This is a genomic window from Azotobacter salinestris, from assembly GCF_009363155.1.
In the GTDB taxonomy this organism is placed as follows: Bacteria; Pseudomonadota; Gammaproteobacteria; order Pseudomonadales; family Pseudomonadaceae; genus Azotobacter; species Azotobacter salinestris.
Window position 1 is genome coordinate 293,832 of the sequence record NZ_CP045302.1, and the last position, 23,783, is coordinate 317,614.

The 23,783-nt window shown below is 69.1% G+C and carries 23 protein-coding genes; 12 read left to right on the forward strand and 11 right to left on the reverse strand.

Features of this window, described 5'->3' with window-relative positions; genetic code table 11:
* The first annotated feature begins 184 nt into the window (after nucleotides 1–184).
* The 5 genes from GCU53_RS01500 (at nucleotide 185) to GCU53_RS01520 (ending at nucleotide 5,266) form a co-directional block, all read left to right on the forward strand.
* Entirely contained in the window at nucleotides 185–1,300 is a 1,116-nt protein-coding gene (locus GCU53_RS01500; RefSeq protein ID WP_152386043.1) for a branched-chain amino acid ABC transporter substrate-binding protein, read from the forward strand.
* Nucleotides 1,301–1,486: 186 nt separating this feature from the next.
* Nucleotides 1,487–2,401, forward strand: a complete 915-nt coding sequence (locus tag GCU53_RS01505; RefSeq protein WP_152386044.1) for an ABC transporter permease subunit — start codon at nucleotides 1,487–1,489, stop codon at nucleotides 2,399–2,401.
* A gap of 2 nt (nucleotides 2,402–2,403) precedes the next feature.
* Complete coding sequence (gene livM, locus GCU53_RS01510) at nucleotides 2,404–3,681, forward strand: high-affinity branched-chain amino acid ABC transporter permease LivM (RefSeq protein WP_152386045.1); 1,278 nt, start codon at nucleotides 2,404–2,406, stop codon at nucleotides 3,679–3,681.
* Nucleotides 3,678–4,553 (forward strand): ABC transporter ATP-binding protein, encoded by an 876-nt coding sequence (locus tag GCU53_RS01515; RefSeq protein ID WP_152386046.1) that lies wholly within the window; start codon nucleotides 3,678–3,680, stop codon nucleotides 4,551–4,553. Before livM ends, GCU53_RS01515 begins: the two co-directional genes overlap by 4 nt.
* On the forward strand, nucleotides 4,550–5,266 hold the full coding sequence (locus GCU53_RS01520; protein ID WP_152386047.1) for an ABC transporter ATP-binding protein: 717 nt from the start codon (nucleotides 4,550–4,552) through the stop codon (nucleotides 5,264–5,266). Before GCU53_RS01515 ends, GCU53_RS01520 begins: the two co-directional genes overlap by 4 nt.
* A 174-nt stretch (nucleotides 5,267–5,440) precedes the next feature.
* On the opposite strand, the gene GCU53_RS25370 is transcribed toward GCU53_RS01520, so the two are convergent.
* From GCU53_RS25370 to GCU53_RS01550, 7 genes are all read right to left on the reverse strand, one after another.
* The gene (locus tag GCU53_RS25370; RefSeq protein ID WP_167520016.1) at nucleotides 5,441–5,587 is read right to left on the reverse strand and encodes a hypothetical protein; all 147 of its coding nucleotides are present in this window, start codon (nucleotides 5,585–5,587) and stop codon (nucleotides 5,441–5,443) included.
* Between the two features lie 68 nt (nucleotides 5,588–5,655).
* Complete coding sequence (locus GCU53_RS01525) at nucleotides 5,656–7,902, reverse strand: xanthine dehydrogenase family protein molybdopterin-binding subunit (RefSeq protein ID WP_152386048.1); 2,247 nt, start codon at nucleotides 7,900–7,902, stop codon at nucleotides 5,656–5,658.
* A 10-nt stretch (nucleotides 7,903–7,912) separates the two neighbouring features.
* Nucleotides 7,913–8,371 carry a (2Fe-2S)-binding protein gene (locus GCU53_RS01530; protein ID WP_152386049.1) on the reverse strand — a complete coding sequence of 153 codons (459 nt, stop codon included), beginning with the start codon at nucleotides 8,369–8,371 and terminating at the stop codon, nucleotides 7,913–7,915.
* Nucleotides 8,372–8,632: 261 nt separating this feature from the next.
* The gene (gene gcvT / locus GCU53_RS01535) at nucleotides 8,633–9,757 is read right to left on the reverse strand and encodes a glycine cleavage system aminomethyltransferase GcvT (RefSeq protein WP_152386050.1); all 1,125 of its coding nucleotides are present in this window, start codon (nucleotides 9,755–9,757) and stop codon (nucleotides 8,633–8,635) included.
* 97 nt (nucleotides 9,758–9,854) lie between these two features.
* Nucleotides 9,855–11,231, reverse strand: coding sequence for an L-serine ammonia-lyase (locus tag GCU53_RS01540; protein ID WP_152386051.1), 1,377 nt, complete (start codon nucleotides 11,229–11,231; stop codon nucleotides 9,855–9,857).
* Between the two features lie 122 nt (nucleotides 11,232–11,353).
* On the reverse strand, nucleotides 11,354–14,218 hold the full coding sequence (gene gcvP / locus GCU53_RS01545; RefSeq protein WP_152386052.1) for an aminomethyl-transferring glycine dehydrogenase: 2,865 nt from the start codon (nucleotides 14,216–14,218) through the stop codon (nucleotides 11,354–11,356).
* A gap of 319 nt (nucleotides 14,219–14,537) precedes the next feature.
* Nucleotides 14,538–16,073 (reverse strand): sigma-54-dependent transcriptional regulator, encoded by a 1,536-nt coding sequence (locus GCU53_RS01550; protein WP_152386053.1) that lies wholly within the window; start codon nucleotides 16,071–16,073, stop codon nucleotides 14,538–14,540.
* Between the two features lie 254 nt (nucleotides 16,074–16,327).
* Between GCU53_RS01550 and GCU53_RS26445 the strand changes: the two genes are divergently transcribed.
* Entirely contained in the window at nucleotides 16,328–16,459 is a 132-nt protein-coding gene (locus GCU53_RS26445; RefSeq protein ID WP_280115851.1) for a hypothetical protein, read from the forward strand.
* A 57-nt stretch (nucleotides 16,460–16,516) separates the two neighbouring features.
* Here the strand turns inward: GCU53_RS26445 and GCU53_RS01555 are convergent, their stop codons facing one another.
* The 4 genes from GCU53_RS01555 to arsB are packed head-to-tail and all read right to left on the reverse strand — an operon-like array spanning nucleotide 16,517 to nucleotide 20,701.
* A complete protein-coding gene (locus GCU53_RS01555) occupies nucleotides 16,517–16,753 on the reverse strand; it encodes a thioredoxin family protein (RefSeq protein WP_152386054.1) in 237 nt (78 codons plus the stop codon).
* Nucleotides 16,754–16,789: 36 nt separating this feature from the next.
* Nucleotides 16,790–17,794 carry a permease gene (locus GCU53_RS01560; protein ID WP_152386055.1) on the reverse strand — a complete coding sequence of 335 codons (1,005 nt, stop codon included), beginning with the start codon at nucleotides 17,792–17,794 and terminating at the stop codon, nucleotides 16,790–16,792.
* 51 nt (nucleotides 17,795–17,845) lie between these two features.
* Nucleotides 17,846–19,609 carry an arsenical pump-driving ATPase gene (arsA, locus tag GCU53_RS01565; protein WP_152386056.1) on the reverse strand — a complete coding sequence of 588 codons (1,764 nt, stop codon included), beginning with the start codon at nucleotides 19,607–19,609 and terminating at the stop codon, nucleotides 17,846–17,848.
* Nucleotides 19,610–19,621: 12 nt separating this feature from the next.
* Nucleotides 19,622–20,701, reverse strand: coding sequence for an ACR3 family arsenite efflux transporter (arsB, locus tag GCU53_RS01570; RefSeq protein WP_152386057.1), 1,080 nt, complete (start codon nucleotides 20,699–20,701; stop codon nucleotides 19,622–19,624).
* A gap of 224 nt (nucleotides 20,702–20,925) precedes the next feature.
* Between arsB and GCU53_RS01575 the strand changes: the two genes are divergently transcribed.
* The 6 genes from GCU53_RS01575 to GCU53_RS01600 are packed head-to-tail and all read left to right on the forward strand — an operon-like array spanning nucleotide 20,926 to nucleotide 23,783.
* Nucleotides 20,926–21,339 (forward strand): arsenate reductase ArsC, encoded by a 414-nt coding sequence (locus tag GCU53_RS01575; RefSeq protein ID WP_152386058.1) that lies wholly within the window; start codon nucleotides 20,926–20,928, stop codon nucleotides 21,337–21,339.
* A gap of 8 nt (nucleotides 21,340–21,347) precedes the next feature.
* Entirely contained in the window at nucleotides 21,348–21,704 is a 357-nt protein-coding gene (locus tag GCU53_RS01580) for a metalloregulator ArsR/SmtB family transcription factor (RefSeq protein ID WP_152386059.1), read from the forward strand.
* An 18-nt stretch (nucleotides 21,705–21,722) separates the two neighbouring features.
* The gene (locus tag GCU53_RS01585; RefSeq protein WP_152386060.1) at nucleotides 21,723–22,193 is read left to right on the forward strand and encodes an arsenate reductase ArsC; all 471 of its coding nucleotides are present in this window, start codon (nucleotides 21,723–21,725) and stop codon (nucleotides 22,191–22,193) included.
* Nucleotides 22,194–22,216: 23 nt separating this feature from the next.
* Entirely contained in the window at nucleotides 22,217–22,930 is a 714-nt protein-coding gene (gene arsH, locus GCU53_RS01590; protein ID WP_152386061.1) for an arsenical resistance protein ArsH, read from the forward strand.
* Nucleotides 22,931–22,949: 19 nt separating this feature from the next.
* Nucleotides 22,950–23,444 (forward strand): cyclin-dependent kinase inhibitor 3 family protein, encoded by a 495-nt coding sequence (locus tag GCU53_RS01595; RefSeq protein WP_152386062.1) that lies wholly within the window; start codon nucleotides 22,950–22,952, stop codon nucleotides 23,442–23,444.
* A 12-nt stretch (nucleotides 23,445–23,456) separates the two neighbouring features.
* A complete protein-coding gene (locus GCU53_RS01600) occupies nucleotides 23,457–23,783 on the forward strand; it encodes a YnfA family protein (RefSeq protein WP_152386063.1) in 327 nt (108 codons plus the stop codon).

Here is a 23,783-nt window from a genome sequence, read left to right on the forward strand (position 1 = left end):
CCCATGATGCGAGTGTGCCTTTTGGCGCGTTTGCCCACCTGGCGGCAGCGTGCGTTCGGGCATGCTCGCGCCCCCTTTCCGGACTTCCCCAGAGGCCAACCCGGGGCCCGGAGGCAGAGACGGTAGGTCTCGCTGAAACGAAAGGTCACTCCCCAATACCTCCAATAACAAGGAGCTTCACTTCATGACGATGGTGAGAAAAGGCATCCTGGCTTTCGCGGTCTCGGCCGCGCTGGGCCTGTCCTCCGCGGCCCAGGCCGACGTGCTGATCGGCATCGCCGGCCCGCATACCGGTCCCAATGCCGCCTTCGGCGAACAGTACTGGCGTGGCGCCAGCCAAGCGGCAGCCGACATCAATGCCACCGGCGGGATCAACGGCGAGCCGGTCAAGCTGATCAAGGGCGACGACGCCTGCGAGCCAAAGCAGGCCGTGGCTGTGGCCAACCGGCTGGTCGACCAGGACAAGGTCGCCGCGGTGATCGGCCACTTCTGCTCCTCCTCGACCATTCCGGCCTCCGAGGTGTACGACGAGGCGGGCATCCTCGCCATCACCCCCGGCTCGACCAATCCGCAGGTCACCGAGCGCGGCCTGACCGGCATGTTCCGCATGTGCGGCCGCGACGACCAGCAGGGCCAGGTCGCCGCCGACTTCATCGTCGACACCCTGAAGGGCAAGCGGGTGGCGGTCATCCACGACAAGGACACCTACGGCCAGGGCATCGCCGACTCCGCCCGCGCCCAGCTGAGCAAGCGCGGCATCGCCGCGGTGCTCTACGAGGGCCTGACCCGCGGCGAGAAGGACTTCAACGCGCTGGTCACCAAGCTGCGCGGCGCCAACGTCGATGTGGTCTACTTCGGCGGCCTGCACACCGAGGCCGGCCCGCTGCTGCGGCAGATGCGCGAGCAGGGCCTGACCGCCGCCTTCGTCTCCGGCGACGGCGTGGTCACCGACGAGCTGGTCACCACCGCCGGCGGCCCGCAGTACGTCAAGGGCGCCTTCATGACCTTCGGCGCCGATCCGCGCAAGATCCCCGAGGGCCAGGCGCTGGTCGAGAAGCTGCGTGCCGGCGGCTACGAGCCGGAAGGCTACACTCTGTACGCCTACGCTTCGCTGCAGGCGCTGGCCGCGGCCTTCAACGCCACCGGCGGGACCGACGCGGAGAAAGCCAGCCAGTGGCTGAAGAGCCATCCGGTGGCGACCGTGATGGGCACCAAGGAATGGGATGACAAGGGCGACCTGAAGGTCAGCGACTACGTCATCTACGAGTGGGACGACCAAGGCAAGTATCACCAGCGGTAACGCGTCGCCCAGGCCGGGCAGGGTGGATGGCCACCCGGTGGAAAACCCGCGCAGCGGTTTTCCACCTGAGCCGTAGTGGTGGATAAGGCTGCGCCGTTATCCCCCCCTGCCGCTTCGGCCCGCTCCTGCAGGGGCTTGGCTGCGCAGCAGAACCCTTCATGAACCGCCCATAGACGAGACTTACGCATGGACGGCATCTTCCTGCAACAACTGGTCAACGGGCTGACCCTCGGGTCGGTCTACGGTTTGATCGCCATCGGCTACACCATGGTTTACGGGATCATCGGCATGATCAACTTCGCCCACGGCGAGGTGTACATGATCAGCGCCTACCTCTCGGCCATCGGCCTGGCCCTGCTGGCGTTCTTCGGCCTCGAATCCTTTCCGCTGCTGATCTTCGGCACGCTCTTGTTCACGGTCTGCGTCACCGGCCTGTACGGCTGGACGATCGAGCGCATCGCCTATCGGCCGCTGCGCAACTCCACGCGCCTGGCGCCCTTGATCAGCGCCATCGGCATCTCGCTGATCCTGCAGAACTACGTGCAGCTCAGCCAGGGCGCGCGCCAGCAGGGCATACCGACCCTGCTCGACGGCGCCTTCCGCTTCCCGATCGGCGAGGGCTTCCTGCAGATCAGCTACACCAAGGTGTTCATCCTGGTCGCCGCCTTCGCCGGCATGGCCGCGCTGACCTGGGTGATCCACTGCACCCGGCTCGGGCGCATGTGCCGCGCCACCCAGCAGGATCGCAAGATGGCGCAGATCCTCGGCATCGACACCGACCGGGTGATCTCCTGGGTGTTCGTCATCGGCGCCGCCATGGCCGCGCTGGCCGGCCTGCTGATCACTCTGAACTACGGCACCTTCGACTTCTACGCCGGCTTCGTCATCGGCATCAAGGCGTTCACCGCCGCGGTGCTCGGCGGCATCGGCTCGCTGCCCGGCGCCATGCTCGGCGGTCTGATCCTCGGCGTCGCCGAGGCGCAGTTCTCCGGGATGGTCAACACCGACTACAAGGATGTGTTCAGCTTCTCGCTGCTGGTGCTGATCCTGATCTTCCGACCGCAAGGACTCCTGGGCCGGCCCCAGGTGGCGAAGGTGTGAGCATGCCCGAGCGTTCTTCCCTGGATATCCGCCAGCCGCTGCTCGACAGCCTGCTGGCCGGGCTGATCGCCCTGGTGGTGTTCGGCCCCATCGTCGGCGTGGTGCTCGACGGCTACAGCTTCAACCTCGAGGCCTCGCGCGTGGCCTGGATCGTCGGCACGGTGATGCTCGGTCGCCTGGTCCTCAGCCTGTTCCTGCACAGCGCCACCGGCCGCGGCTGGCTGCAGCGCTTCGAGGGCGGCAGCGCCGGCGTGCAGGTGCTGGCGCCGGACTACCGCTCGCATCTGCGCTGGATCGTCCCGCTGGTGCTGCTGGCGGCGCTGATCTTTCCGTTCTTCGCCGGCAAGTACCTGCTCACCGTGGTCATCCTCGGCCTGATCTACGTGCTGCTCGGCCTGGGCCTGAACATCGTGGTCGGCCTCGCCGGGCTGCTCGACCTGGGCTACGTGGCCTTCTACGCCATCGGCGCCTACGGCCTGGCGCTCGGCTACGAATACCTCGGCCTCGGCTTCTGGAGCATGCTGCCGCTGGCCGCGCTCGCCGCGGCGCTGGCCGGGGCGCTGCTCGGCTTTCCGGTGCTGCGCATGCACGGCGACTACCTGGCCATCGTCACCCTGGGCTTCGGCGAGATCATCCGCCTGGTGCTGAACAACTGGCTGTCCTTCACCGGCGGGCCGAACGGCATGTCGGTGCCGGCGCCGACCTTCCTCGGCCTCGAGTTCGGCCGGCGCGCCAAGGACGGCGGGGTGCCGTTCCACGAGTTCTTCGGCATCGCCTACAGCCCGAACATCAAGTTTCTGTTCATCTACGCGGTGCTGCTGCTCACCGTGCTGCTGGTGCTCTACGTCAAAGGCCGGCTGGTGCGCATGCCGATCGGCCGGGCCTGGGAGGCGCTGCGCGAGGACGAGATCGCCTGCCGCGCCATGGGCCTCAACCACGTGCTGGTCAAGCTCTCGGCATTCATGCTCGGCGCCTCGACGGCGGGGCTGGCCGGGGTGTTCTTCGCCAGCTACCAGGGCTTCGTCAACCCGACCTCGTTCACCTTCTTCGAATCGGCGCTGATCCTCGCCATCGTGGTGCTCGGCGGCATGGGCTCGACCCTCGGCGTGGTGCTCGCCGCCTTCGTGCTGACGGTGGCGCCGGAGCTTCTCAGGAGCTTCGCCGACTACCGGGTGCTGCTGTTCGGCATGCTCATGGTGCTGATGATGATCTGGCGGCCGCGCGGACTGATCCGCATCAGCCGCCGCGGCTTCGCGCAACGTCCGGGGGTGGCGCCATGAGCGACGACGAGATTCTCAGCGTCGAGCACCTGTCCATGCGCTTCGGCGGCATCCGCGCGCTGCACGACGTCAGCCTGGGGGTGAGGCGCCACTCCATCACCGCGCTGATCGGTCCCAACGGCGCCGGCAAGACCACGGTGTTCAACTGCCTGACCGGCTTCTACCGCGCCAGCGGCGGCAGCATCCGCCTGCATGCCCGCGGCCGCAGCACCGACGTGCTGCAGGTGCTCGGCGGGCCGTTCCGGGCGGGCGACTTCGTCAACCCGCGGCGCTTCGCCAGCCGCCTCTGGTTCAAGCTGTTCGGCGGCACCCACCTGGTCAACCGTGCCGGCCTGGCGCGCACCTTCCAGAACATCCGCCTGTTCCGCGAGATGTCGGTGCTGGAGAACCTGCTGGTGGCCCAGCACCTGTGGGTCAACCGCAGCCTGCTGGCCGGCATCCTCAACACCCGCGGCTTTCGCCGCGCCGAGGAGCAGGCGCTGGAGCACGCCTTCTACTGGCTGGAGGTGGTCGATCTGGTCGACTGTGCCAACCGCCTGGCCGGCGAGCTGTCCTACGGCCAGCAGCGCCGCCTGGAGATCGCCCGGGCCATGTGCACCCGGCCGCAGCTCCTGTGCCTGGACGAGCCGGCCGCCGGCCTCAACCCGGCCGAAACCGCCGCGCTCAGCCGCATCATCCGCACCCTGCGCGACACCCACGAGGTCACCGTGCTGCTGATCGAGCATGACATGGGCCTGGTGATGGGCATCTCCGACCACATCCTGGTGCTCGATCATGGCGAGCTGATCGCCGAGGGACCGCCCGCGGCGATCCGCCACGATCCCAAGGTGATCGCCGCCTATCTGGGCGCCGACGAGGAGGAGCTGGCATGAGCGTGCCCTTGCTGGAGTTCCGCGATGTCGACCTGCACTACGGACCGATCCAGGCGCTGCGCCAGGTCAGCCTGCACGTCCACGAGGGCGAGACGGTCAGCCTGATCGGCGCCAACGGCGCGGGCAAGTCGAGCCTGTTGATGTCGATCTTCGGCCAGCCGCGGGTGAGCGCCGGGCAGATCCTCTACCGCGGCGAGGACATCACCCACAAGTCGGCCCACCACGTCGCCTCCAGTGGCGTGGCCCAGTCGCCGGAAGGACGCCGGGTGTTCCCCGACATGAGCGTGGAGGAGAACCTGCTGATGGGCACCATCCCGATCGGCATGGCGCACGCCGACGAGGACCTCGGGCGGATGTTCGAGCTGTTCCCGCGCCTCGAGGAGCGGCGCAACCAGCGCGCCATGACCCTCTCCGGCGGCGAGCAGCAGATGCTCGCCATCGCCCGCGCGCTGATGAGCCGGCCGAAGCTGCTGCTGCTCGACGAGCCGTCGCTGGGCCTCGCGCCCATCGTGGTCCGGCAGATCTTCCAGATCCTGCGCGAGCTGGCGGCCGGCGGCATGACCCTGTTCCTGGTGGAGCAGAACGCCAACCACGCGCTGAAGCTGTCCGACCGCGGCTATGTGATGGTCAACGGGCAGATCCGCCTGTCGGGAACGGGAGAAGAGCTGCTGGGCAACCAGGAGGTGCGCAGCGCCTATCTGGGCGGGCATTGAGGGGCGGGGGACATTGCCTGTACGGAGTCCGTGATTGTGGTGGACGGCAGCCAGCCCAGTCTGCCCCCTCGAATGGGGGGTGCCCCTGGAAATTACGGCTGTGAAATAGTGATTTGACGAGACTGGAGGTCGGGCGAGACGTTGCCCAGAGATCGGCGCTATGGATATGGAATATCACTTTTGGCTCGGGATTTCCGTGCTGGCGCTCGCCGGCATGATCTGGCAAGGCATCCGCAAGTAGCTGAGCCACTGGCAAGGGGCCTTGGAGCGGTCGTGGGCGTAGTCCTCCTCGTTGGCGGTAACGCCTCGGTCGGTGGTCATTTCTCTTTCTGCGCCTGGAGAATGGCGCCCGGCATCTCCGCCATGCGGCGATGCCGGATGGCGCCGCCCTATGCCTGCAGCTGATTGCCGATCGGCAGCCGGCGGATGCGCTTGCCGCTGGCGGCGAACAGCGCATTGGCCAGCGCCGGCGCCAGCGGCGGCACGCCCGGCTCGCCGACGCCGCTGGGCGCCTGCGCCGAAGGCACGATGTGCACTTCGACCTGCGGCATCTCGTTGAGGCGGATCACCTGGAAGTCGTGGAAGTTCGACTGCTCGACCACGCCATCCTTCAGGGTGATGGCGCTGTGCATCGCTGCCGACAGGGCGAAGCCGATGCCGCCCTCCATCTGCGCGCGGATCACGTCCGGGTTGATCGCCAGGCCGCAGTCCACCGCACAGACGACCCTGTCCACCCGGTAGCTGTGGTCGGGCTTCAGCGTCACCTCCACCACCTGCGCCACGAAGCTGCCGAACGACTCGTGCACCGCGATGCCGCGACCGCGCCGCTCGCCCTGCGCTCCCGGCGGCAACGCGGCGCTCCAGCCGGCCTTCTCCGCCACCAGGTCGAGTACGCCGAGGTGGCGCGGGTGCCTGTCCAGCAGCGCCCGCCGGTATTGGTAGGGGTCCTTGCCGGCCGCCACGGCGGCTTCGTCGATCAGCGTTTCCGTCGCGTAGGCCGTATGGGTATGTCCCACCGAGCGCCACCACTGGGTCGGCACGCCGATGCCCTGCGCCAGGTGCAGCTCGACGTGCAGATTGGGGACCGCGTAGGCGAGATTGTCGATGCCTTCCACCGCCACCTTGTCGATGCCGTCCTTGAGCATCAGGGATTCGAACGGCGTGCCCTGCATGAACGACTGTCCCACCAGGCGATGCTGCCAGGCCATCAGCCGGCCTTCGCCGTCCAGGCCCAGGCTGGCCCGGTGCAGGAACAACGGGCGGTAGTAGCCGCCGCGGGTGTCGTTGTCGCGGGGCCAGACCATCTTCACCGGCCCCTTCAGCCCCTGGTCCCGGGCTGCCCTGGCGATGGACACCGCTTCCAGCACGTAATCCGAGTGCGGGTTGGCGCGCCGGCCGAAACTGCCGCCGGCGTAGAGCTGGGTGATCGACACCTTCTCCGGGGCAATGCCCAGCAACTGTGCCACCAACTGCTGGTCGCCGGACTGCCACTGCTCGCCGTTCCAGATTTCGCAGCGTCCCTCGTCCAGCCTGACCACGCAGTTCAGCGGCTCCATGGCGGCGTGGGCGAGATAGGGGAATTCGAACTCGGCGTCGATGCGCCTGGTCGCCTGCTCCAGCGCGCTGCCGGCGTCGCCTTCGTTGCGCGCGACAGCGCCGGGTTGGCCGGCCAGCTCCCGGTAGCGGGCGAGGATCTCCGTGCTGCCGAGGCGGAAGGCCTTGCTCTCGTCCCACTCCACCTGCAGCGCGTCGCGCCCCCGGATCGCCGCCCAGGTATTGGTGGCCAGCACGGCGACCCCGGCGAAACGGCGCTCGTCGCCGGGATACTCGACCACCGCGACCACGCCCGGCACCGCCCTGGCCTTGCTCGCCTCGACCTTCGACGGCGTGGCGCCGAAGCGCGGCGGATGGGCGGGGACGGCCACCAGCATGTCCGGCAGGCGGATGTCCTGGGTGAACAGCGCGCTGCCGTCGGTCTTGTCCGGGCTGTCGGTGCGCGGCAGCTTCTGCCGGCCGATGAGGCTGAAGTCCTTCGGGTCCTTGAGCTTCACGTCGGCGGGCAGCGGTTGCCTGGCCGCGGCCTCGGCCAGTTCGCCGAAGCCGGCCCTGCGCCCCGAGGCGGCGTGCTCGACCACGCCCTGGCGCACGGCGATCTGCTCTGCCGGCACCTGCCATTGTCCGGCGGCGGCGGCCACCAGCATGGCGCGGGCGCTGGCGCCGGCCTTGCGCATCTGCTCGAAGGAGTTGGCGATGGCGCTGCTGCCGCCGGTCCCCTGCAGGCCGAAGGCAAGGTTCTTGTACAACTCGGTGTTCGCCGGGGCGCCCTCGACGCGCACGCGGCTCCAGTCCGCATCCAGCTCCTCGGCGATCAGGGTGGCGAGACCGGTGTAGCTGCCCTGGCCCATTTCGACGTGCTTGGCGATCACCGTGACCACGCCGTCGGAGCCGATGCGCAGAAAGGCGTTCGGCTCGAAATCATCGCCGGCCGCTTCGGCCAGGCCCCGGCGCCCGAGCAGCGGTGCGAAGTAGATGCCCAGCGCCAGGCCGCCCGTGCCGCGCAGAAAGGCGCGGCGGCTGAAGTTGCGGATGCCGCTGTCGCCGGCAGCCGTTTCGTTCGGGAGTTGCAGCTCTGCCATGGGGTGCTCCTCAGGCCAGGCTCCGCGCGGCTTCGTGGATCGCCGCGCGGATGCGTACATAGGTGGCGCAGCGGCAGAGGTTGCCGCTCATGGCCGTATCGATATCGGCATCGCTGGGATTCCTGTTGGCCGACAGCAGCGCGCTGGCGGCCATGATCTGCCCCGACTGGCAGTAGCCGCACTGCACCACGTCGAGCTTGCGCCAGGCCTCCTGTACCGCCTTGCCGGCGGGCTGTTCGGCGATCGCCTCGATGGTGACGACCTGCTTGCCGGCCACCGCCGCAAGCGGCGTCACGCAGGCGCGCGTCGGCTGCCCGTCGACATGCACGGTGCAGGCGCCGCACAGCGCCATGCCGCAGCCGTACTTGGTGCCGGTCAGCCCGGCGACATCGCGCAGGGCCCAGAGCAGCGGCATGTCCCCGGGCGCATCGAACTCGTGGTCCTTGCCGTTCAGGTTCAGCTTGATCATCGAAAGGTTCACCTCATGTCGCGGCTGTGGAGCTTGGGTGTCTCAAGCGTAGGCGGCCGATGCGTGGGCCGCAGCATAAAGCGCGAGGGCAACGTTCGGGCATCAGGCAGGCGCCCAGCCGGTGGTATTGCAGCGCGATCGGGGCGTTGTGCCGGACCGGCAAGGATGGTGATCGCACAGTCTCCGTGGCCAGCCGGGAAGTCGGCCGGCCTGGTGGGCGAATCGGCCCCTCTCCCGCGGGCGGAAGAGGGGCGGCAGGGCTCAACCGCGGTAGTAGCGCTGCGGCACGAACGGCGTCCTGGCGACCTTCATCGCCACGCGCTTGCCGCGGACGATGGCCCAGACCTCGCTGCCCTCGGCGGCATGGCTGCTGGCGACGTAGCCCATGGCCACCGGCGCGCCCAGGCTCGGGCCGAAGCCGCCGCTGGTGACCTTGCCGATCGGCGTGCCTTCGGCATCGACGATTTCCGCGCCTTCGCGCACCGGCACGCGCTCCTGCGGCAGCAGGCCGACGCGCTTGCTGGCCACGCCTTCCTTCTGCTGGGCGAAGATCCGCGCCGCGCCGGGGAAGCCGCCGGCACGCGCGCCGTCTGCGCGACGCGCCTTGGAGATGGCCCACAGCAGGCTGGCCTCGACCGGGGTGGTGGCGGTGCTCATGTCGTGACCGTACAGGCACAGGCCGGCTTCCAGGCGCAGCGAGTCGCGGGCGCCGAGGCCGATCGGCTGGACTTCCGGTTCGGCGAGCAGGGCGCGGGCGAGCTTCTCGGCGTGCTCGACCGGCACGGAGATCTCGAAGCCGTCCTCGCCGGTGTAGCCGGAGCGGCTGACGATGCACGGGCTGCCGAGCAGCTCGACCTCGGCGATGTGCATGAAGGTCATCTTCGCCACCTCGGGCGCCAGGCGCGCCAGCACGTCGACCGCCTTGAGGCCCTGCAGGGCGAGCAGGGCGCGCGACTCGAACAGCGATTCGATCCGGCAGCGCTCGCCGATATGCTTCTGCAGGTGGGCCAGGTCCTGCTCCTTGCAGGCGGCGTTGACCACCAGGAACAGGCGCTCGCCGCCCAGGTTGGCGACCATCAGGTCGTCGAGGATGCCGCCGTTGTCGTCGGTGAACAGCGCGTAGCGCTGCAGGCCCACCGGCAGGTCGACGATGTCCACCGGCACCAGGGTTTCCAGGGCCGCGGCGGCGTCGGCGCCGTGCAGGAGGATCTGGCCCATGTGCGAGACGTCGAACAGCCCGGCCTGGTCGCGGCTGTGCAGGTGCTCCTTGAGCACGCCCAGCGGGTATTGCACCGGCATGTCGTAGCCGGCGAAGGGCACCATGCGCGCGCCCAGTTCGAGGTGCAGGGCGTGCAGCGGGGTTTTTGCCAAGGTTGAGGCGGTCATGCGGGAACTCCGGATGTGTACGGCGATGATTCGGGGCGGCGGGAGCGGACTGGCTCGCGCCGGCGCGAGGGATTGATGGGGACGGCGGGTTCGCGGTTCAGCATTCGATGATGTTCACCGCCAGACCGCCGCGGCTGGTTTCCTTGTACTTGCTCTTCATGTCGGCGCCGGTCTGGCGCATGGTGCGGATCACCCGGTCCAGGGAGATGCAGTGCCGGCCGTCGCCGCGCAGGGCCATGCGCGCGGCGTTGAGCGCCTTCACCGCGCCCATGGCGTTGCGCTCGATGCAGGGCACCTGGACCAGCCCGCCGACCGGGTCGCAGGTCAGGCCGAGGTTGTGCTCCATGCCGATCTCGGCGGCGTTCTCCACCTGCTGCGGAGTGCCGCCGAGCACTTCGCAGAGCGCGCCGGCGCCCATCGAGCAGGCTACGCCGACCTCGCCCTGGCAGCCGACCTCGGCGCCGGAGATCGAGGCGTTTTCCTTGTAGAGGATGCCGATGGCGGCGGCGGTGAGCAGGAAGCGCTCGACGCCCTCCAGGCTGGCGCCGGGCTCGAAGCGCATGTAGTAGTGCAGCAGCGCGGGGATGATCCCGGCGGCGCCGTTGGTCGGCGCGGTCACCACGCGGCCGCCGCTGGCGTTCTCCTCGTTCACCGCCAGGGCGTAGAGGTTGATCCAGTCGAGCACCCACAGCGGATCGTCCCGCCTGTCCTCTGAACGGCGGTTCAACTGCTGGTACAGGTCGGCGGCGCGGCGCCTGACCTGCAGCCCGCCGGGCAGCATGCCCTCGCTGCGGCAGCCGGCCTCGACGCAGTCCTGCATCACCTGCCAGATGTGCCGCAGGCCGGCGCGGGTCTCGCTGTCCGGGCGCCAGGCCAGCTCGTTGACGCGCATCAGCGCACTGATCGAGAGCCCCTGTCCGGCGCACAGTGCCAGCAGTTCGCCGGCGCTCCTGAACGGATAGGGCAGCGCGATGCTGTCTTCCTTGAGGCGGTCGGCGCCGGCGGCGCTGGCGCCGACCACGAAGCCGCCGCCCACCGAGTAGTACTCGCGGCTGCGGATCTGCAGGCCGGCGGCGTCGAAGGCGCGGAAGACCATGCCGTTGGGATGGTAGGGCAGCGGCTTGCGGATCAGCGCCAGGTCGTCCTTCTCGACGAAGCGGATCGGCCGGTCGCCGAGCAGGCGCAACTCGCCGCTGGCGCGGATCGCCGCCAGACGCTCGGGAATGCGATCGGTGTCGACCCGTTCCGGCTGCTCGCCTTCCAGGCCGAGCAGCACCGCCTTGTCGCTGCCGTGGCCCTTGCCGGTGGCGCCGAGGGAGCCGTGCAGCTCCACCTTGACGCGCATGGTGCTCGCCAGCAGGGCGTCGCGGCGCAGGCCCTCGGCGAAACGCGCCGCGGCCCGCATGGGGCCGACGGTGTGCGAGCTGGAGGGACCGATGCCGATCTTGAACAGGTCGAACACGCTGAGAGACATGACGGAAGCTCCGACTGCGGAGGGCTCACGCAGCAATGGCCTGAGTATTTCTTGTTATAGACCCTAACGGTGACACCGGGAGTGGTGTCGACCTTGCTCCGGGAGCCCATGGCGTGTCGTCGTCAGGCGTCCTGATAGGCCTCCGGCGCAGGGCAGGTGCAGACCAGGTTGCGATCGCCATAGACGTTGTCGACCCGCGCCACCGGCGGCCAGTACTTGCCCTCGACCAGGCTGGCGACCGGGTACACCGCCTGCTCGCGGCCATACGGATGGCGCCACTCGCCGACCAGCTCGGCCGCGGTGTGCGGCGCGTTCTTCAGCGGGTTGTCGTCCTTGTCCAGCGTGCCGTTCTCCACTGCGCGGATCTCCTCGCGGATGGCGATCATGGCGTCGCAGAAGCGGTCCAGCTCCTCCTTCGACTCGCTCTCGGTCGGCTCGATCATCAGGGTGCCGGGGACCGGGAAGGACATGGTCGGCGCGTGGAAGCCGAAGTCGATCAGGCGCTTGGCCACGTCGTCGACGCTGATGCCGCTGGTTTCCTTGAGCGGGCGCAGGTCGAGGATGCACTCGTGGGCGACCAGGCCGTCGGCACCGGTGTAGAGCACCGGGTAGTGGTCCTTCAGACGGCTGGCGATGTAGTTGGCGTTGAGGATCGCCAGGAGCGAGGCACGGCGCAGGCCGGCGCCGCCCATCATGCTGATGTACATCCAGGTGATCGGCAGGATGCTGGCGCTGCCGAACGGCGCCGAGCAGACCGCGCCTTCCCGGCGTTCGAGCTGGCCGTGGCCGGGCAGGAAGGGCGCCAGGTGGGACTTGACCGCGATCGGGCCGACGCCCGGGCCGCCACCGCCGTGGGGAATGGCGAAGGTCTTGTGCAGGTTGAGGTGCGAGACGTCGCCGCCGAACCGGCCCGGCGCGCACAGGCCGACCATGGCATTCATGTTGGCGCCGTCGATGTAGACCTGGCCGCCGTGCCGGTGGACCAGCTCGCAGATCTCGCGTACGCCTTCCTCGAACACGCCGTGGGTCGAGGGGTAGGTGATCATCAGCGCGGCCAGTTGCGCGCCGTGCTGCTCGGCCTTGGCGCGCAGGTCGTCGATATCGACGTTGCCCTGGGCGTCGCAGGCCACCACCACCACGCGCAGGCCGGCCATGCTGGCGGTCGCCGGGTTGGTGCCATGGGCCGAGGCGGGGATCAGGCAGATGTCGCGCTGGCCTTCGCCGCGGCTGGCGTGCCAGGCGCGGATCGCCAGCAGGCCCGCGTACTCGCCCTGGGAGCCGGCGTTGGGCTGCAGCGACACGGCGTCGTAGCCGGTGGCGGCGCAGAGCATGCGCTCGATGTCGGCGGTCAGCCGGGCGTAGCCCTGGCTCTGCTCGGCCGGTGCGAAGGGGTGCAGGTTGCCGAACTCGGCCCAGGTGATCGGGATCATCTCGCTGGCGGCGTTGAGCTTCATGGTGCAGGAGCCCAGCGGGATCATGCTGCGGTCCAGCGCCAGGTCCTTGTCCGCCAGCCGGCGCAGGTAGCGCATCAGCTCGGTTTCCGAGTGGTAGCGGTTGAACACCGGCTGCTGGAGGAACGCCGAGGTGCGCAGCAGCGCCGGCGGCAGGCGCTCGCCAGCGCTCGCGGCCAGCGCGGCGAAGTCCGGCAGGGCCTGGCCTTCGCCGGCGAAGATCGCCCACAGCGCCTCGACCTGCTCTGCGGTGGTGGTTTCGTCGAGGGACAGGCCGAGGCGGCCGGCGTCGATCTCGCGCAGGTTGATGCCCCGGGCGCGGGCCCGCTCGTGCAGCTCGGCGGTGCGCGCGCCGCTGGCGACGGTCAGGGTGTCGAAGAAGTGTTCCTGTTCGATGCCCTGGCCCAGCTGGACCAGGCCGCGGGCGAGGATCGCGGTCAGGCCGTGCACGCGCCGGGCGATCGCCTTGAGGCCTTCGGGACCGTGGTAGACGGCGAACATGCTGGCGATGTTGGCCAGCAGCACCTGGGCGGTGCAGATGTTGCTGGTGGCCTTCTCGCGGCGGATGTGCTGCTCGCGGGTCTGGATCGCCAGGCGCAGCGCCGGCTGGCCGTGGCGGTTGACCGACAGGCCGACCAGGCGGCCGGGCATGTCGCGCTTGAAGGCGTCGCGGGTGGCGAAGTAGGCCGCGTGCGGGCCGCCGAAGCCCAGCGGCACGCCGAAGCGCTGGGTGTTGCCGAGGGCCACGTCGGCGCCGAATTCGCCGGGCGGGGTGAGCAGGGTCAGCGCCAGCAGGTCAGCGGCCACCGCCACCAGGGCGCCGGCGGCGTGGAAGCGCTCGACCGTTTCGCGGTAGTCGAACAGCTCGCCGTCGCAGGCCGGGTACTGCAGCAGGGCGCCGAAGTAGGGGCTGGCGTCGGTGAGTTCGCGCTCGTCGCCGACCACCACCTCGATGCCCAGCGGCTCGGCACGGGTGCGCAGCACGTCGAGGGTCTGCGGCAGGCAGTGGCGGGAGGCGAAGAAGGCGCGGGCGGCCTTGTTCTTCGACAGGCGCTTGCAGAAGGTCATGGCCTCGGCGGCGGCGCTGCCCTCGTCGAGCAGGGAGGCGTTGGCGATCGGCAGGCCGGTGAGGTCGCCGATCAGGGTCTGGAAGTTCAGCAGGGCCTCCAGGCGGCCCTGGGAGATTTCCGGCTGGTAGGGCGTGTAGGCGGTGTACCAGGCCGGGTTTTCCAGGAGGTTGCGCAGGATCGGCGCCGGGGTGTGGGTGCCGTAGTAGCCCTGGCCGATGAGGCTGGTGAATTGGCGGTTCTGCGCGGCGATGGCCTTGAGCCGGGCCAGCGCCTCGGCCTCGCCCAGGCCGTCGCCTGCGTCGAGCACGCTGGTGCCCTTGATGCTGTCGGGAATCACCCGTTCGCCCAGGGCGTCCAGGGAGGCGTAGCCGAGCTGGCCGAGCATGGCGGCGATGTCGGCCTCGCGCGGGCCGAGATGGCGGGCGATGAATTCGTTGGTGGTGCTGAGGGCGCGGCGATCGGTCATCGGTGAATCCTGAAGGTTCGCCCGCAGCGAGGCGGACGAGGGATTGAGGGCTCGTGCAGGATGACGAGCGGTTGCTCGCCCAGAGCAAGGCGGATGCCATCTTTACAAATATCATTATAAATCAATTACTTATATGTTTATTTGAAAGTGCTGGCGAAACCGCTTGGAACGAAATCGTTACATTGGAACTGGCGCTTTGGTGCCAATCCCTGAGATGGCGGGCGGCAGCCATTGCTGTTGCGAATGCATTCCGCTGTATCGTTTTGATTACAGATGGGCCGGCCTCGTGCATCTCGGGCAGGAGCCAGCACGCCGGCTCCTACCGCTCGCCGCCGGGAATCCCGTACTTGCGCAGGCGCTTGGCGATGGCGGTGTGCGAGGTCTGCAGGCGGGCGGCCAGCAGGCGACTGGAGGGGTAGCTGGCGTAGAGCTTTTCCAGGATGCCGCGCTCGAAGTTCTCCACCGCCGCGCCGAGGCTGCCGATCTCGTCGGCCTGCGGCGCCACGGCGGTGCCGGCGATGTCCAGGTCGCCGATCTCCACCAGACTGCCCTCGCTGATCGCCGCGGCGCGGAAGATCACGTTCTGCAGCTGGCGTACGTTGCCCGGCCAGCGGTTGGCCAAGAGCGCCGGGTAGGTGTCCGGCGCCAGGCGGCAGGGCGGGCGGCGGATCTGCGCGCAGGCCTGCTCGAGGAAGTGGCGGGCCAGCGGCAGGATGTCCTCGCTGCGCTCGCGCAGCGGCGGCACGGCCAGGTTGAGCACGTTGAGCCGGTAGAACAGGTCCTCGCGGAAGCGGCCCTCGCCGACCATCTGCTCCAGGTTGCGGTGGGTCGCGCTGAGGATGCGCACGTCGACCCGGATCTCGCGCTCGCCGCCGATGCGCCGGAAGCTGCCGTCGCTGAGAAAGCGCAGCAGCTTGGCCTGCAGGTAGGGCGACATCTCGCCGATCTCGTCGAGGAACACCGTGCCCTGGTGGGCCAGCTCCAGCAGGCCGGGCTTGCCGCCGCGCTGGGCGCCGGTGAAGGCGCCGGGGGCGTAGCCGAACAGCTCGCTCTCGGCGAGGTTCTCCGGCAGGGCCGCGCAGTTGAGGGCCAGGAAGGGCGCATTGCGCCGCGCGCTGACCGCGTGGCAGGCGCGCGCCACCAGCTCCTTGCCGGTGCCGGTCTCGCCCTGGATCAGCAGCGGCGCGTCGAGCACCGCCACCCGCTGGGCGCGGGCCTTGAGCGTGCGCAGCGCCGGCGAGTCGCCGAGCAGGGCGTCGAAGCCCTCGGCCTGTTCGTGGTGCAGGGCGGCCAGGCGCTCGCCGAGGCGGTTGGGCGCGTACAGGGTGAGCAGGGCGCCGGCCAGCTGGCCGCTTCCCTGTCCGGCGCCCTCGCCGATCGGCATGGCGTCGAGCAGCAGGGTCCGGCCGTCGAGGGTGACCTCGCGCATCGGCAGGCGGAAGCCGTGGGCCAGCAGCTCCTCGTGCAGTTCCGGGGCGGCGAACAGCTCGCCGAGCGTCTCGCCGTCGGGATCGCGGCCGGCCAGCTCGATCAGCGCCGGATTGGCCAGCAGCACCCGGCCGCTGCCGTCCACCGCCAGCAGCGGATCGGGCATGGCGGCGAGCAGGGCGTACAGCTGCAGGCTGCGCCGCTGGCCGGGGAGGATGTCGACCACCTCCACCGCCTGCACCCCGCGCACCTTGAACAGGGCGCCGCGCAGTTCCTCGAGCACCTCGGCACTGAGCGTCGGCGCGTCGATGTAGACGTTGGGCGGGACCATCTCCACGGCGTCCAGGTTGAGATTGCGCCCGCCGAGCAGGGCGAGCACTTCCTGGGTGATGCCGACGCGGTCGATGAAGGTGACGTGGATGCGCATGGACGGTGGAGTGGCTGCTGAGGGAATCCGCAAGTATGCGGCCTGGCGCCGCCGCGGAAAACGCCCGGCCCGCGGCAGCAGGCAGGTCGCCTTGCCGTCTTTTGTCGGTGGCTGGCGGGCCGGCTCGCTCGACCTTCGGGAGAGGTGGCCTACAGCGGAGTTCCCCGGCGGCTGCCGCTGTATCAAGTGCTGGCCGAGACAGGAGTGTCTGTCGAAAGCAGCCAATACGCAGTGTAATTTCACCCATCAGGTGGATGAAATTACACCTGTACCCGCGCAGAATTCGTCAATTTCTCCTCGACGCTCTCGAGGACTCTCCCGTGGTGCTGGTCAACGACGAGCAGTTGGTGGCTGCGCCGCTCGCCTTGTTCTGGAGCACTCCGTGAATGCCGCTACAGCCCACGGCATGGCCGATCTATGCTGCAAAACCCGGCGCGTGCCTGTCACTGAGCCTTGAGCAGCGCCTTGACCTCGTCGGCGCTGAGCACCTTGCCCACCGACACCACCTTGTCGTCGATGGCCAGGGCCGGGGTCGACATCACGCCGTGGGCGGCGATTTCGGCGAAGTCGGTGACCTTCACCACCTCGGCCTCGCGGCCGAGGCTGGCCAGCGCAGCCTGGGTGTTCTCGGTGAGGGCGACGCACTTCTTGCAGCCGGAGCCGAGGATTTTGATGATCATGATGGTTCTCCTGGGGGGTGATTGCGACGCTCCGCTTCAGATGAGCAGGTGGGCGAAGGCATTGAACAGATAGCCGATCAGCGTGATGCCGGCCAGCAGGATGGCGAAGAACAACGCCAGCAGCGGCGCCCTCACCACCTTTTTGAGCATGATCAGCGACGGCAGCGACAGTGCGGTCACCGCCATCATGAATGCCAGCACGGTGCCCAGACCGACGCCCCTGGCGACCAGCGCCTCGGCGATCGGCAGGGTGCCGAAGATGTCGGCATACATCGGCACGCCGACCAGCGTGGCCAGCGGCACCGCCCACCAGTTGTCCCGACCGATCACCGCCGTGATCAGCTCTTCCGGAATCCAGTTGTGGATGGCGGCGCCGATGCCCACGCCGATCAGGATGTACAGCCAGACGCGACGGATAATTTCGGCGACCTGCTCGCGGGCGTAGGTCAGGCGATCACGCAGGGTCAGTTGTTCCTGCGGCAGGTCCAGCACCTTGTGTTGAGTCACGAAGGCCTCGACGTGCCGCTCCATCTTCGCCCGGCCGATCAGCGTGCCGCCGAGCACCGCCAGCACGATGCCGACCAGCACGTAGGCGATGGCGATCGACCAGTTGAAGATGCTCGCCAGCAGGATCACCGAGGCCAGATCCACCAGCGGCGAGGAGATCAGAAAGGAGAAGGTCACCGCCAGCGGCAGGCCCGAGCCGGTGAAGCCGATGAACAGCGGGATCGACGAGCAGGAGCAGAACGGCGTGACGGTGCCGAGCAGCGCGCCCATCACATTGGCCCGCAAGCCGTGCGTGCCGCCGAGGATGCGTCGCGTGCGCTCCGGCGGAAAGTGGCTCTGCACCCAGGAGATGGTGAAGATCAGCACCGACAGCAGGATGAAGATCTTGATCGTGTCGTAGATGAAGAAATGCAGGCTGCCGCCGACGCGGCCGGCCATGTCCAGGCCGAACACATCCTCCACCAGCAGGCGCACCAGGGCAGACAGCCAGTCCATGCGCAGCAGCTGATCGTTCAACCACTTGAAAATTTCCAACGGGTGTTCTCCTTGCGGTGCGCCTGGGCGCGTACTTCTTGCCGCTTGTCGTCAATGGCTGCCGGACCCGCTCAACGCCAGCAGGCGCTGCACGCCGATCGGCTCCTCGGCGAGCAGCGGCACCACGGCGTGGCGGCGCGCATGGGTGTGGGCCACGGCCTCGATCTCGGCGAGTTCGTTGCGTGCCCGCTGGCGCAGCAGGGGCGAGTCGGTCCGCGCAGCGGCGATGCTGTTGTTGATCACCCAGGCCCAGGGCTCGATGCCGGCGCGGCGCAGGTCGGCCTGCAGGTTGGCGGCCTCCAGCACCGGCGTGGTTTCCGCCAGGGTGACCAGCAGCACCCTGGTCTGCTGCGGGTCCTGCAGCTGCATCATCGGCGTGCTGAAGCGCATGCCGCTGGCGCTCATCTGCCGCTGGATCTCGCGGTGGTAGGCGCCGGTGGCGTCGAGCAAGAGCAGGGTGTGGCCGGTCGGCGCGGTGTCCATGACCACGAATTTGCGGCCGGCCTCGCGGATGACCCGCGAGAAGGCCTGGAACACGGCGATCTCCTCGGTGCAGGGCGAGCGCAGGTCCTCGGCCAGCAGCGCGCGGCCAGCCTCATCCAGCTTGGCGCCCCTGGTCGCCATCACGTGCTGGCGGTAGGCCTCGGTCGCCGCGTGCGGATCGATCCGGCTCACGGTGAGGTTGTCCAGCGAGCCGTCGAGGGTTTCCGCCAGGTGGGCGGCCGGGTCGGAAGTGGTCAGGTGCACGGGCAGGCCGCGGTGCGCCAGCTCCACCGCCACCGCGGCGGCGAGGGTGGTCTTGCCGACACCGCCCTTGCCCATCAGCATCACCAGGCCGTGGCCGGCGGCGGCGATCTCGTCGACCAGCGCGGCGAGACTCGGCGCCTGCAGCGCGGGGGCGGCGGCTGGCGCTTCGGGGAGCACGCCGCTCGCGCCGTCGAGCAGCTGGCGCAGCGCCTCGAGGCCGACCAGATTGAACGGCTTGAGGGCGATCCGGTCGCAGGGCAGGGCGCGCAGCGCTTCGGGCATGGCCTCCAGCGCCGCCTGTTCGCGGGCGCAGACGGCGGCGGCCAGCGGGTCCCGCTCGCCCTCGCTGGCCGGCAGCACGCCGTTGACCACCAGGTACTGCTGGCGCAGGCCGATGGCGGCGAGCTCCTCGTGGGTGCGCGCCACCTCGCGCAGGGTGGCCTGCTGGGCGCGGGCCACCAGCACCAGGCGGGTACGCCGCGGGTCGGCCAGCGCCTCCACCGCCTCGCGGTACTGGCTGCGCTGCTTGTCCAGCCCGGCCAGCGGGCCGAGGCAGGAGGCGTCGCCCTGGCCGGCTTCGAGAAAGCCGCTCCAGGCGCCGGGCAGCTGCAGCAGGCGGATGGTGTGGCCGGTCGGCGCGGTGTCGAAGAGGATGTGCTGGTAGCCGGCGGTCAGATCGGAGTCGACCAGCAGTTCGGTGAACTCGTCGAAGGCGGCGATCTCGGTGGTGCAGGCGCCGGACAGCTGCTCCTCCATGCCCTTGACCACGTCCTCCGCCAGCACGCCGCGGGCCGGGCCGACGATGCGGTCGCGGTAGGCCTGGGCGGCGCCCTGCGGGTCGATTTCCAGCGCGGACAGGTTGGCCACCGCCGGCACGGGCGTGATGCGGTTGCCGATGGCGATGCCGAACACCTGGCCGACGTTGGAGGCCGGGTCGGTGCTGACCAGCAGCACCCGCTTGCCGCTCTCGGCGAGGCGAATGGCGGTGGCGCAGGCGATCGAGGTCTTGCCGACGCCGCCCTTGCCGGTGAAGAACAGAAAGCGCGGCGGTTGTTCGAGAAATTCCACAGGATTGCCTCCTCAGTTGCGCGACCGGCCGCGCTCGTACCAGGCGCGGCTGTCGTTGACCAGCTTCACCAGAGCGAGCATCACCGGCACCTCGATCAGCACGCCGACCACCGTGGCCAGCGCGGCGCCCGAGTCGAAACCGTAGAGGACGATGGCCACCGCCACCGCCAGCTCGAAGAAGTTCGAGGCGCCGATCAGCGCCGAGGGGCCGGCGATGTCATGGCGCACCTTGAGGCTGTGGTTGAGCCAGTAGCCGAGGGCGGCGATGAACAGGGTCTGCAGGAAGATGGGCACGGCGAGCATGCCGATGATCAGCGGCCGCTCGACGATGGCCTCGCCCTGGAAGGAGAACAGCAGTACCAGGGTGGCGAGCAGGGCGACGATGGTGAAGGGCGCGATCCTCGCCAGCGCCGCCTGGAAGACTGCCGTGCCGCGGGCCAGCAGGCGCCTGCGCAGGAACTGGGCGATGGCCAGCGGAATCAGGATGTACATCACCACCGAGAGCAGCAGGGTGTCCCAGGGCACCGGGATCGACGACACGCCGAGCAGCAGGGCGACGATGGGCGCGAAGGCGAACACCATCACCAGGTCGTTGAGCGCCACCTGGGTCAGGGTGAAGTTGGGGTTGCCGCTGCACAGGTTGCTCCACACGAACACCATCGCCGTGCAGGGCGCGGCGCCGAGCAGGATCAGCCCGGCCATGTAGCTGTCGATCTCGCCGGCCGGCAGCCAGGGCGCGAAGACGTGCTTGAGGAACAGCCAGCCGAGGAGGGCCATGGTGAAGGGCTTCACCGCCCAGTTGACGAACAGGGTGATGCCCATGCCGGCCTTCTGCTGACGCACCTCGTGCAGCGCACCGAAGTCGATCTTCATCAGCATGGGAACGATCATCACCCAGATCAGCAGGCCCACGGGGATGTTGACGTGGGCGATCTCCCGCGCGCCGACCGCATGGGCCGCCGCCGGCGCGAAGAGGCCGATGAGGGTGCCGGCGACGATGCAGAGGAGCACCCAGAGGGTCAGGTAGCGCTCGAAGAAGCCGAGCGGGGCGCCGGTGGCCCCGGCGGCTGCCGCTTCGCATTGGCTGGACATGGGGTATCTCCTTTCTCCGGTCCGTTCGCGTCGAGGGTCATGTTTTCTTCATCTGGCTGTCCGAATATGCGCCTCTGCGCATGCTTTGGCGCCTGTCGGCTCCGCAAGCCTGCAGCCGCAAGCGCTTCGAGGGCTGTTTTACGGACTCGACAAGTGTGCCTGCTTTACTTCATATGCGGCAATACATATATTCACCGAGCCATATCTATAAACAGAGGCCGACCATGGGCCACAAGAGCCGCGTGCTGTTCGTCTGCATCGCCAATTCCGCCCGTTCGCAAATGGCCGAGGCGCTGTTGCGGCACATCGCGCCGGAACGGTTCGAGGCGCACAGCGCCGGCACCGCGCCGGGGCGGATCGATCCGCGCGCGCTGGCGGCGCTCGAGGAGCTGGGGATCCCGACCGAGGGGCTGTTCAGCAAGTCGCTGGAGGAAGTCGCGGGCGAGCCGTTCGACCATGTCATCACCCTGTGCGACAAGTCAGCCCTGGAGTGTCATGCCCTGCCCGGCGCCGGCGAGTACCTCGCCTGGGACTTCGAAGATCCGGCTGCCAGCGGCAGGGCCGGCGCCTACCGGCATACCCTTCACGAAATCCACGAACGCCTGCGGATGTTCGTGCTGGTGAAAAGCAAGCCTTGAGGACTGCCATGGTCGAGCACCTGACCCCCACCACGGTATTCAAATGCCTGGCCGACGAGACCAGGGCGCGGATGACCCTGCTGATCGCCCGTGAGGGCGAGCTGTGCGTCTGCGAGCTGACCGCGGCGCTGGAGGGGAGCCAGCCGAAGATTTCCCGGCACCTGGCGCTGCTGCGCAGCTGCGGGCTGCTGGAGGACCGCCGCCAGGGCCAGTGGGTGTACTACCGCCTGCATCCGCACCTGCCGGATTGGGTGCACGAAATGCTGCAGACCATCCTGGCTGCCAACCGCAACTGGCTGCGCCCCGACTCCGAGCGGCTGGAAGGCATGCGCAACCGCCCCGAGCGCAGCACGATCTGCGCCTGAAGCCAAGCGAGCGAAGCGATGAAGGTTCTCTTTCTGTGTACGGCCAACAGCTGCCGCAGCATTCTCTGCGAGGCGCTGTTCAACCACCTGGCCCCGGCCGGCATGCGCGCCTTCAGCGCCGGCAGCCAGCCCGGGGGCCAGGTGCATCCGCTCACCCTCGAGGCCCTGGCGAGAGCCGGGGTGGCTTGCGACGGGCTGGCCAGCAAGTCCAGCGAGGCTCATGCCGCGCTGCAGCCCGACCTGGTCATCACCGTCTGCGACAGGGCGGCCGGGGAGGCCTGCCCGGTATTCTTCGGCCCGGCGATCAGGGCCCACTGGGGGCTGGCCGATCCGTCCGGGCTGGCGGGCAGCGACGCCCAGGTCGCCGCCGCCTTCGACGCCACCGTGGCGCGGATCGAGACCCGCATCCAGGCCTTTCTCGCCCTGCCGTTCGAGCGGCTGGACGAGGCGGCCCTGCAGGCCGAGCTGGCCCGGATCGGCACCCTGTAACCCCTTTTCTACGGATGGACGCCATGCCCGACGACCTGCCCAACCTCGATCCCGCGCTGCTCGACGTGCCGAGCCTGGAAAAACTCGGCCTGCCGGCGCAGCCCGAACATCCACCGCGCATCCTGCTGCTCTACGGCTCCAACCGCGAGCGCTCCTACAGCCGCCTGCTGGTGGAGGAGGCGGCGCGCCTGCTCGAGCGGCTCGGCGCCGAGCCGCGGATCTTCTCGCCGGCCGGGCTGCCGCTGCCGGACGACGTGCCGGACAGCCACCCCAAGGTGCAGGAGCTGCGCGAGCTGGTGCTCTGGTCGGAAGGCCAGGTATGGTGCTCGCCGGAGCGCCACGGCGCGATGAGCGCGGTGTTCAAGGCGCAGATCGACTGGATCCCGCTGACCCAGGGAGCGATCCGCCCGACCCAGGGCAAGACCCTGGCGCTGATGCAGGTCTGCGGCGGCTCGCAGTCGTTCAACGCGGTCGGCCAGATGCGCGTGCTCGGCCGCTGGATGCGCATGTTCACCATCCCCAACCAGTCCTCGGTGCCCAAGGCCTTTCTCGAGTTCGACGAGGCCGGGCGCATGAAGCCCTCGGCCTACTACGACCGGGTGGTCGACGTGATGGAGGAGCTGGTCAAGTTCACCCTGCTGCTGCGCGGCCGCGCCGACTACCTGGTCGATCGCTACTCCGAGCGCAAGGAGTCGGCCGAAGCGCTGTCCCGCCGCGTCAACCAGAGCGCCATTTGACATCCCAAGGAAAACACCCGTGTCCCATCCCCACGACCTCCTCGCCATCCCCGGTTGCCCGGGCCGTCTGATCTTCACCCCCTGTCCCGGCACCCGGGACACCAGTCTGGCCAGCGCGCTGGACACCCTGCAGGCGGCCGGCGCCACGGCGCTGATCACCCTGATGCCGGCCGAGGAGCTGCGCCTGAATCGAGTGGACGAGCTGCCGGCGCTGTGCGCCGCGCGCGGCATAGAATGGTTTCACCTGCCGGTGGCCGACGAGCAGGTGCCGCTGGACGACTTCGACGCCGTCTGGATGCAGGCGCATGCCCGCATCCGGGCGCTGCTCGATGAAGGCCGCGGCATCGCCATCCACTGCAAGGGCGGCTCCGGGCGCACCGGGCTGATCGCCGTGCGCATCCTGATTGAGCGCGGCCTGCCGCGCGCCGAGGCCGTCGCCCTGGTCCAGGCGCTGCGGCCCAAGGCCATCCAGCACCCGGCGCATGCGGCCTGGATCGCGCAGTTCGGTCGGTAGCGGCCAGGCCACATGCTGAAGACCCTGGCCCTGTTCGTCGTGACGGCCGTTGCCGAGATCCTCGGCTGCTATCTGCCCTGGCTCTGGCTCAAGGGGGGCAGGAGCGCCTGGCTGCTGCTGCCGGGGGCGATCTCCCTGGCGCTGTTCGCCTGGCTGCTCTCGCTGCATCCGACGGCGGCCGGGCGGGTCTATGCCGCCTATGGCGGGGTATACGTCGGCGTCGCCCTGCTCTGGCTGTGGCTGGTCGACGGCATCCGCCCGACGTTCTGGGATCTGCTCGGCGGCAGCGTGGCCCTCGCCGGCATGGCGATCATCATGCTGGCCCCACGAAACCCATGA

What these genes read in the sequence shown, in the direction of transcription:
- gcvP (WP_152386052.1), bottom strand. Translation starts at nt 14,218, where the DNA reads ATGACCGATCGCCGCGCCCTCAGCACCACCAACGAATTCATCGCCCGC.
- GCU53_RS01530 (WP_152386049.1), bottom strand. Translation starts at nt 8,371, where the DNA reads ATGATCAAGCTGAACCTGAACGGCAAGGACCACGAGTTCGATGCGCCC.
- GCU53_RS01505 (WP_152386044.1), top strand. Translation starts at nt 1,487, where the DNA reads ATGGACGGCATCTTCCTGCAACAACTGGTCAACGGGCTGACCCTCGGG.
- GCU53_RS01540 (WP_152386051.1), bottom strand. Translation starts at nt 11,231, where the DNA reads ATGTCTCTCAGCGTGTTCGACCTGTTCAAGATCGGCATCGGTCCCTCC.
- GCU53_RS01500 (WP_152386043.1), top strand. Translation starts at nt 185, where the DNA reads ATGACGATGGTGAGAAAAGGCATCCTGGCTTTCGCGGTCTCGGCCGCG.
- GCU53_RS01575 (WP_152386058.1), top strand. Translation starts at nt 20,926, where the DNA reads ATGGGCCACAAGAGCCGCGTGCTGTTCGTCTGCATCGCCAATTCCGCC.
- GCU53_RS01580 (WP_152386059.1), top strand. Translation starts at nt 21,348, where the DNA reads ATGGTCGAGCACCTGACCCCCACCACGGTATTCAAATGCCTGGCCGAC.
- gcvT (WP_152386050.1), bottom strand. Translation starts at nt 9,757, where the DNA reads ATGACCGCCTCAACCTTGGCAAAAACCCCGCTGCACGCCCTGCACCTC.
- GCU53_RS01515 (WP_152386046.1), top strand. Translation starts at nt 3,678, where the DNA reads ATGAGCGACGACGAGATTCTCAGCGTCGAGCACCTGTCCATGCGCTTC.
- livM (WP_152386045.1), top strand. Translation starts at nt 2,404, where the DNA reads ATGCCCGAGCGTTCTTCCCTGGATATCCGCCAGCCGCTGCTCGACAGC.
- GCU53_RS01600 (WP_152386063.1), top strand. Translation starts at nt 23,457, where the DNA reads ATGCTGAAGACCCTGGCCCTGTTCGTCGTGACGGCCGTTGCCGAGATC.
- arsB (WP_152386057.1), bottom strand. Translation starts at nt 20,701, where the DNA reads ATGTCCAGCCAATGCGAAGCGGCAGCCGCCGGGGCCACCGGCGCCCCG.
- GCU53_RS26445 (WP_280115851.1), top strand. Translation starts at nt 16,328, where the DNA reads ATGAAATTACACCTGTACCCGCGCAGAATTCGTCAATTTCTCCTCGAC.
- GCU53_RS01585 (WP_152386060.1), top strand. Translation starts at nt 21,723, where the DNA reads ATGAAGGTTCTCTTTCTGTGTACGGCCAACAGCTGCCGCAGCATTCTC.
- GCU53_RS01525 (WP_152386048.1), bottom strand. Translation starts at nt 7,902, where the DNA reads ATGGCAGAGCTGCAACTCCCGAACGAAACGGCTGCCGGCGACAGCGGC.
- GCU53_RS01555 (WP_152386054.1), bottom strand. Translation starts at nt 16,753, where the DNA reads ATGATCATCAAAATCCTCGGCTCCGGCTGCAAGAAGTGCGTCGCCCTC.
- arsH (WP_152386061.1), top strand. Translation starts at nt 22,217, where the DNA reads ATGCCCGACGACCTGCCCAACCTCGATCCCGCGCTGCTCGACGTGCCG.
- GCU53_RS25370 (WP_167520016.1), bottom strand. Translation starts at nt 5,587, where the DNA reads ATGACCACCGACCGAGGCGTTACCGCCAACGAGGAGGACTACGCCCAC.
- GCU53_RS01520 (WP_152386047.1), top strand. Translation starts at nt 4,550, where the DNA reads ATGAGCGTGCCCTTGCTGGAGTTCCGCGATGTCGACCTGCACTACGGA.
- GCU53_RS01550 (WP_152386053.1), bottom strand. Translation starts at nt 16,073, where the DNA reads ATGCGCATCCACGTCACCTTCATCGACCGCGTCGGCATCACCCAGGAA.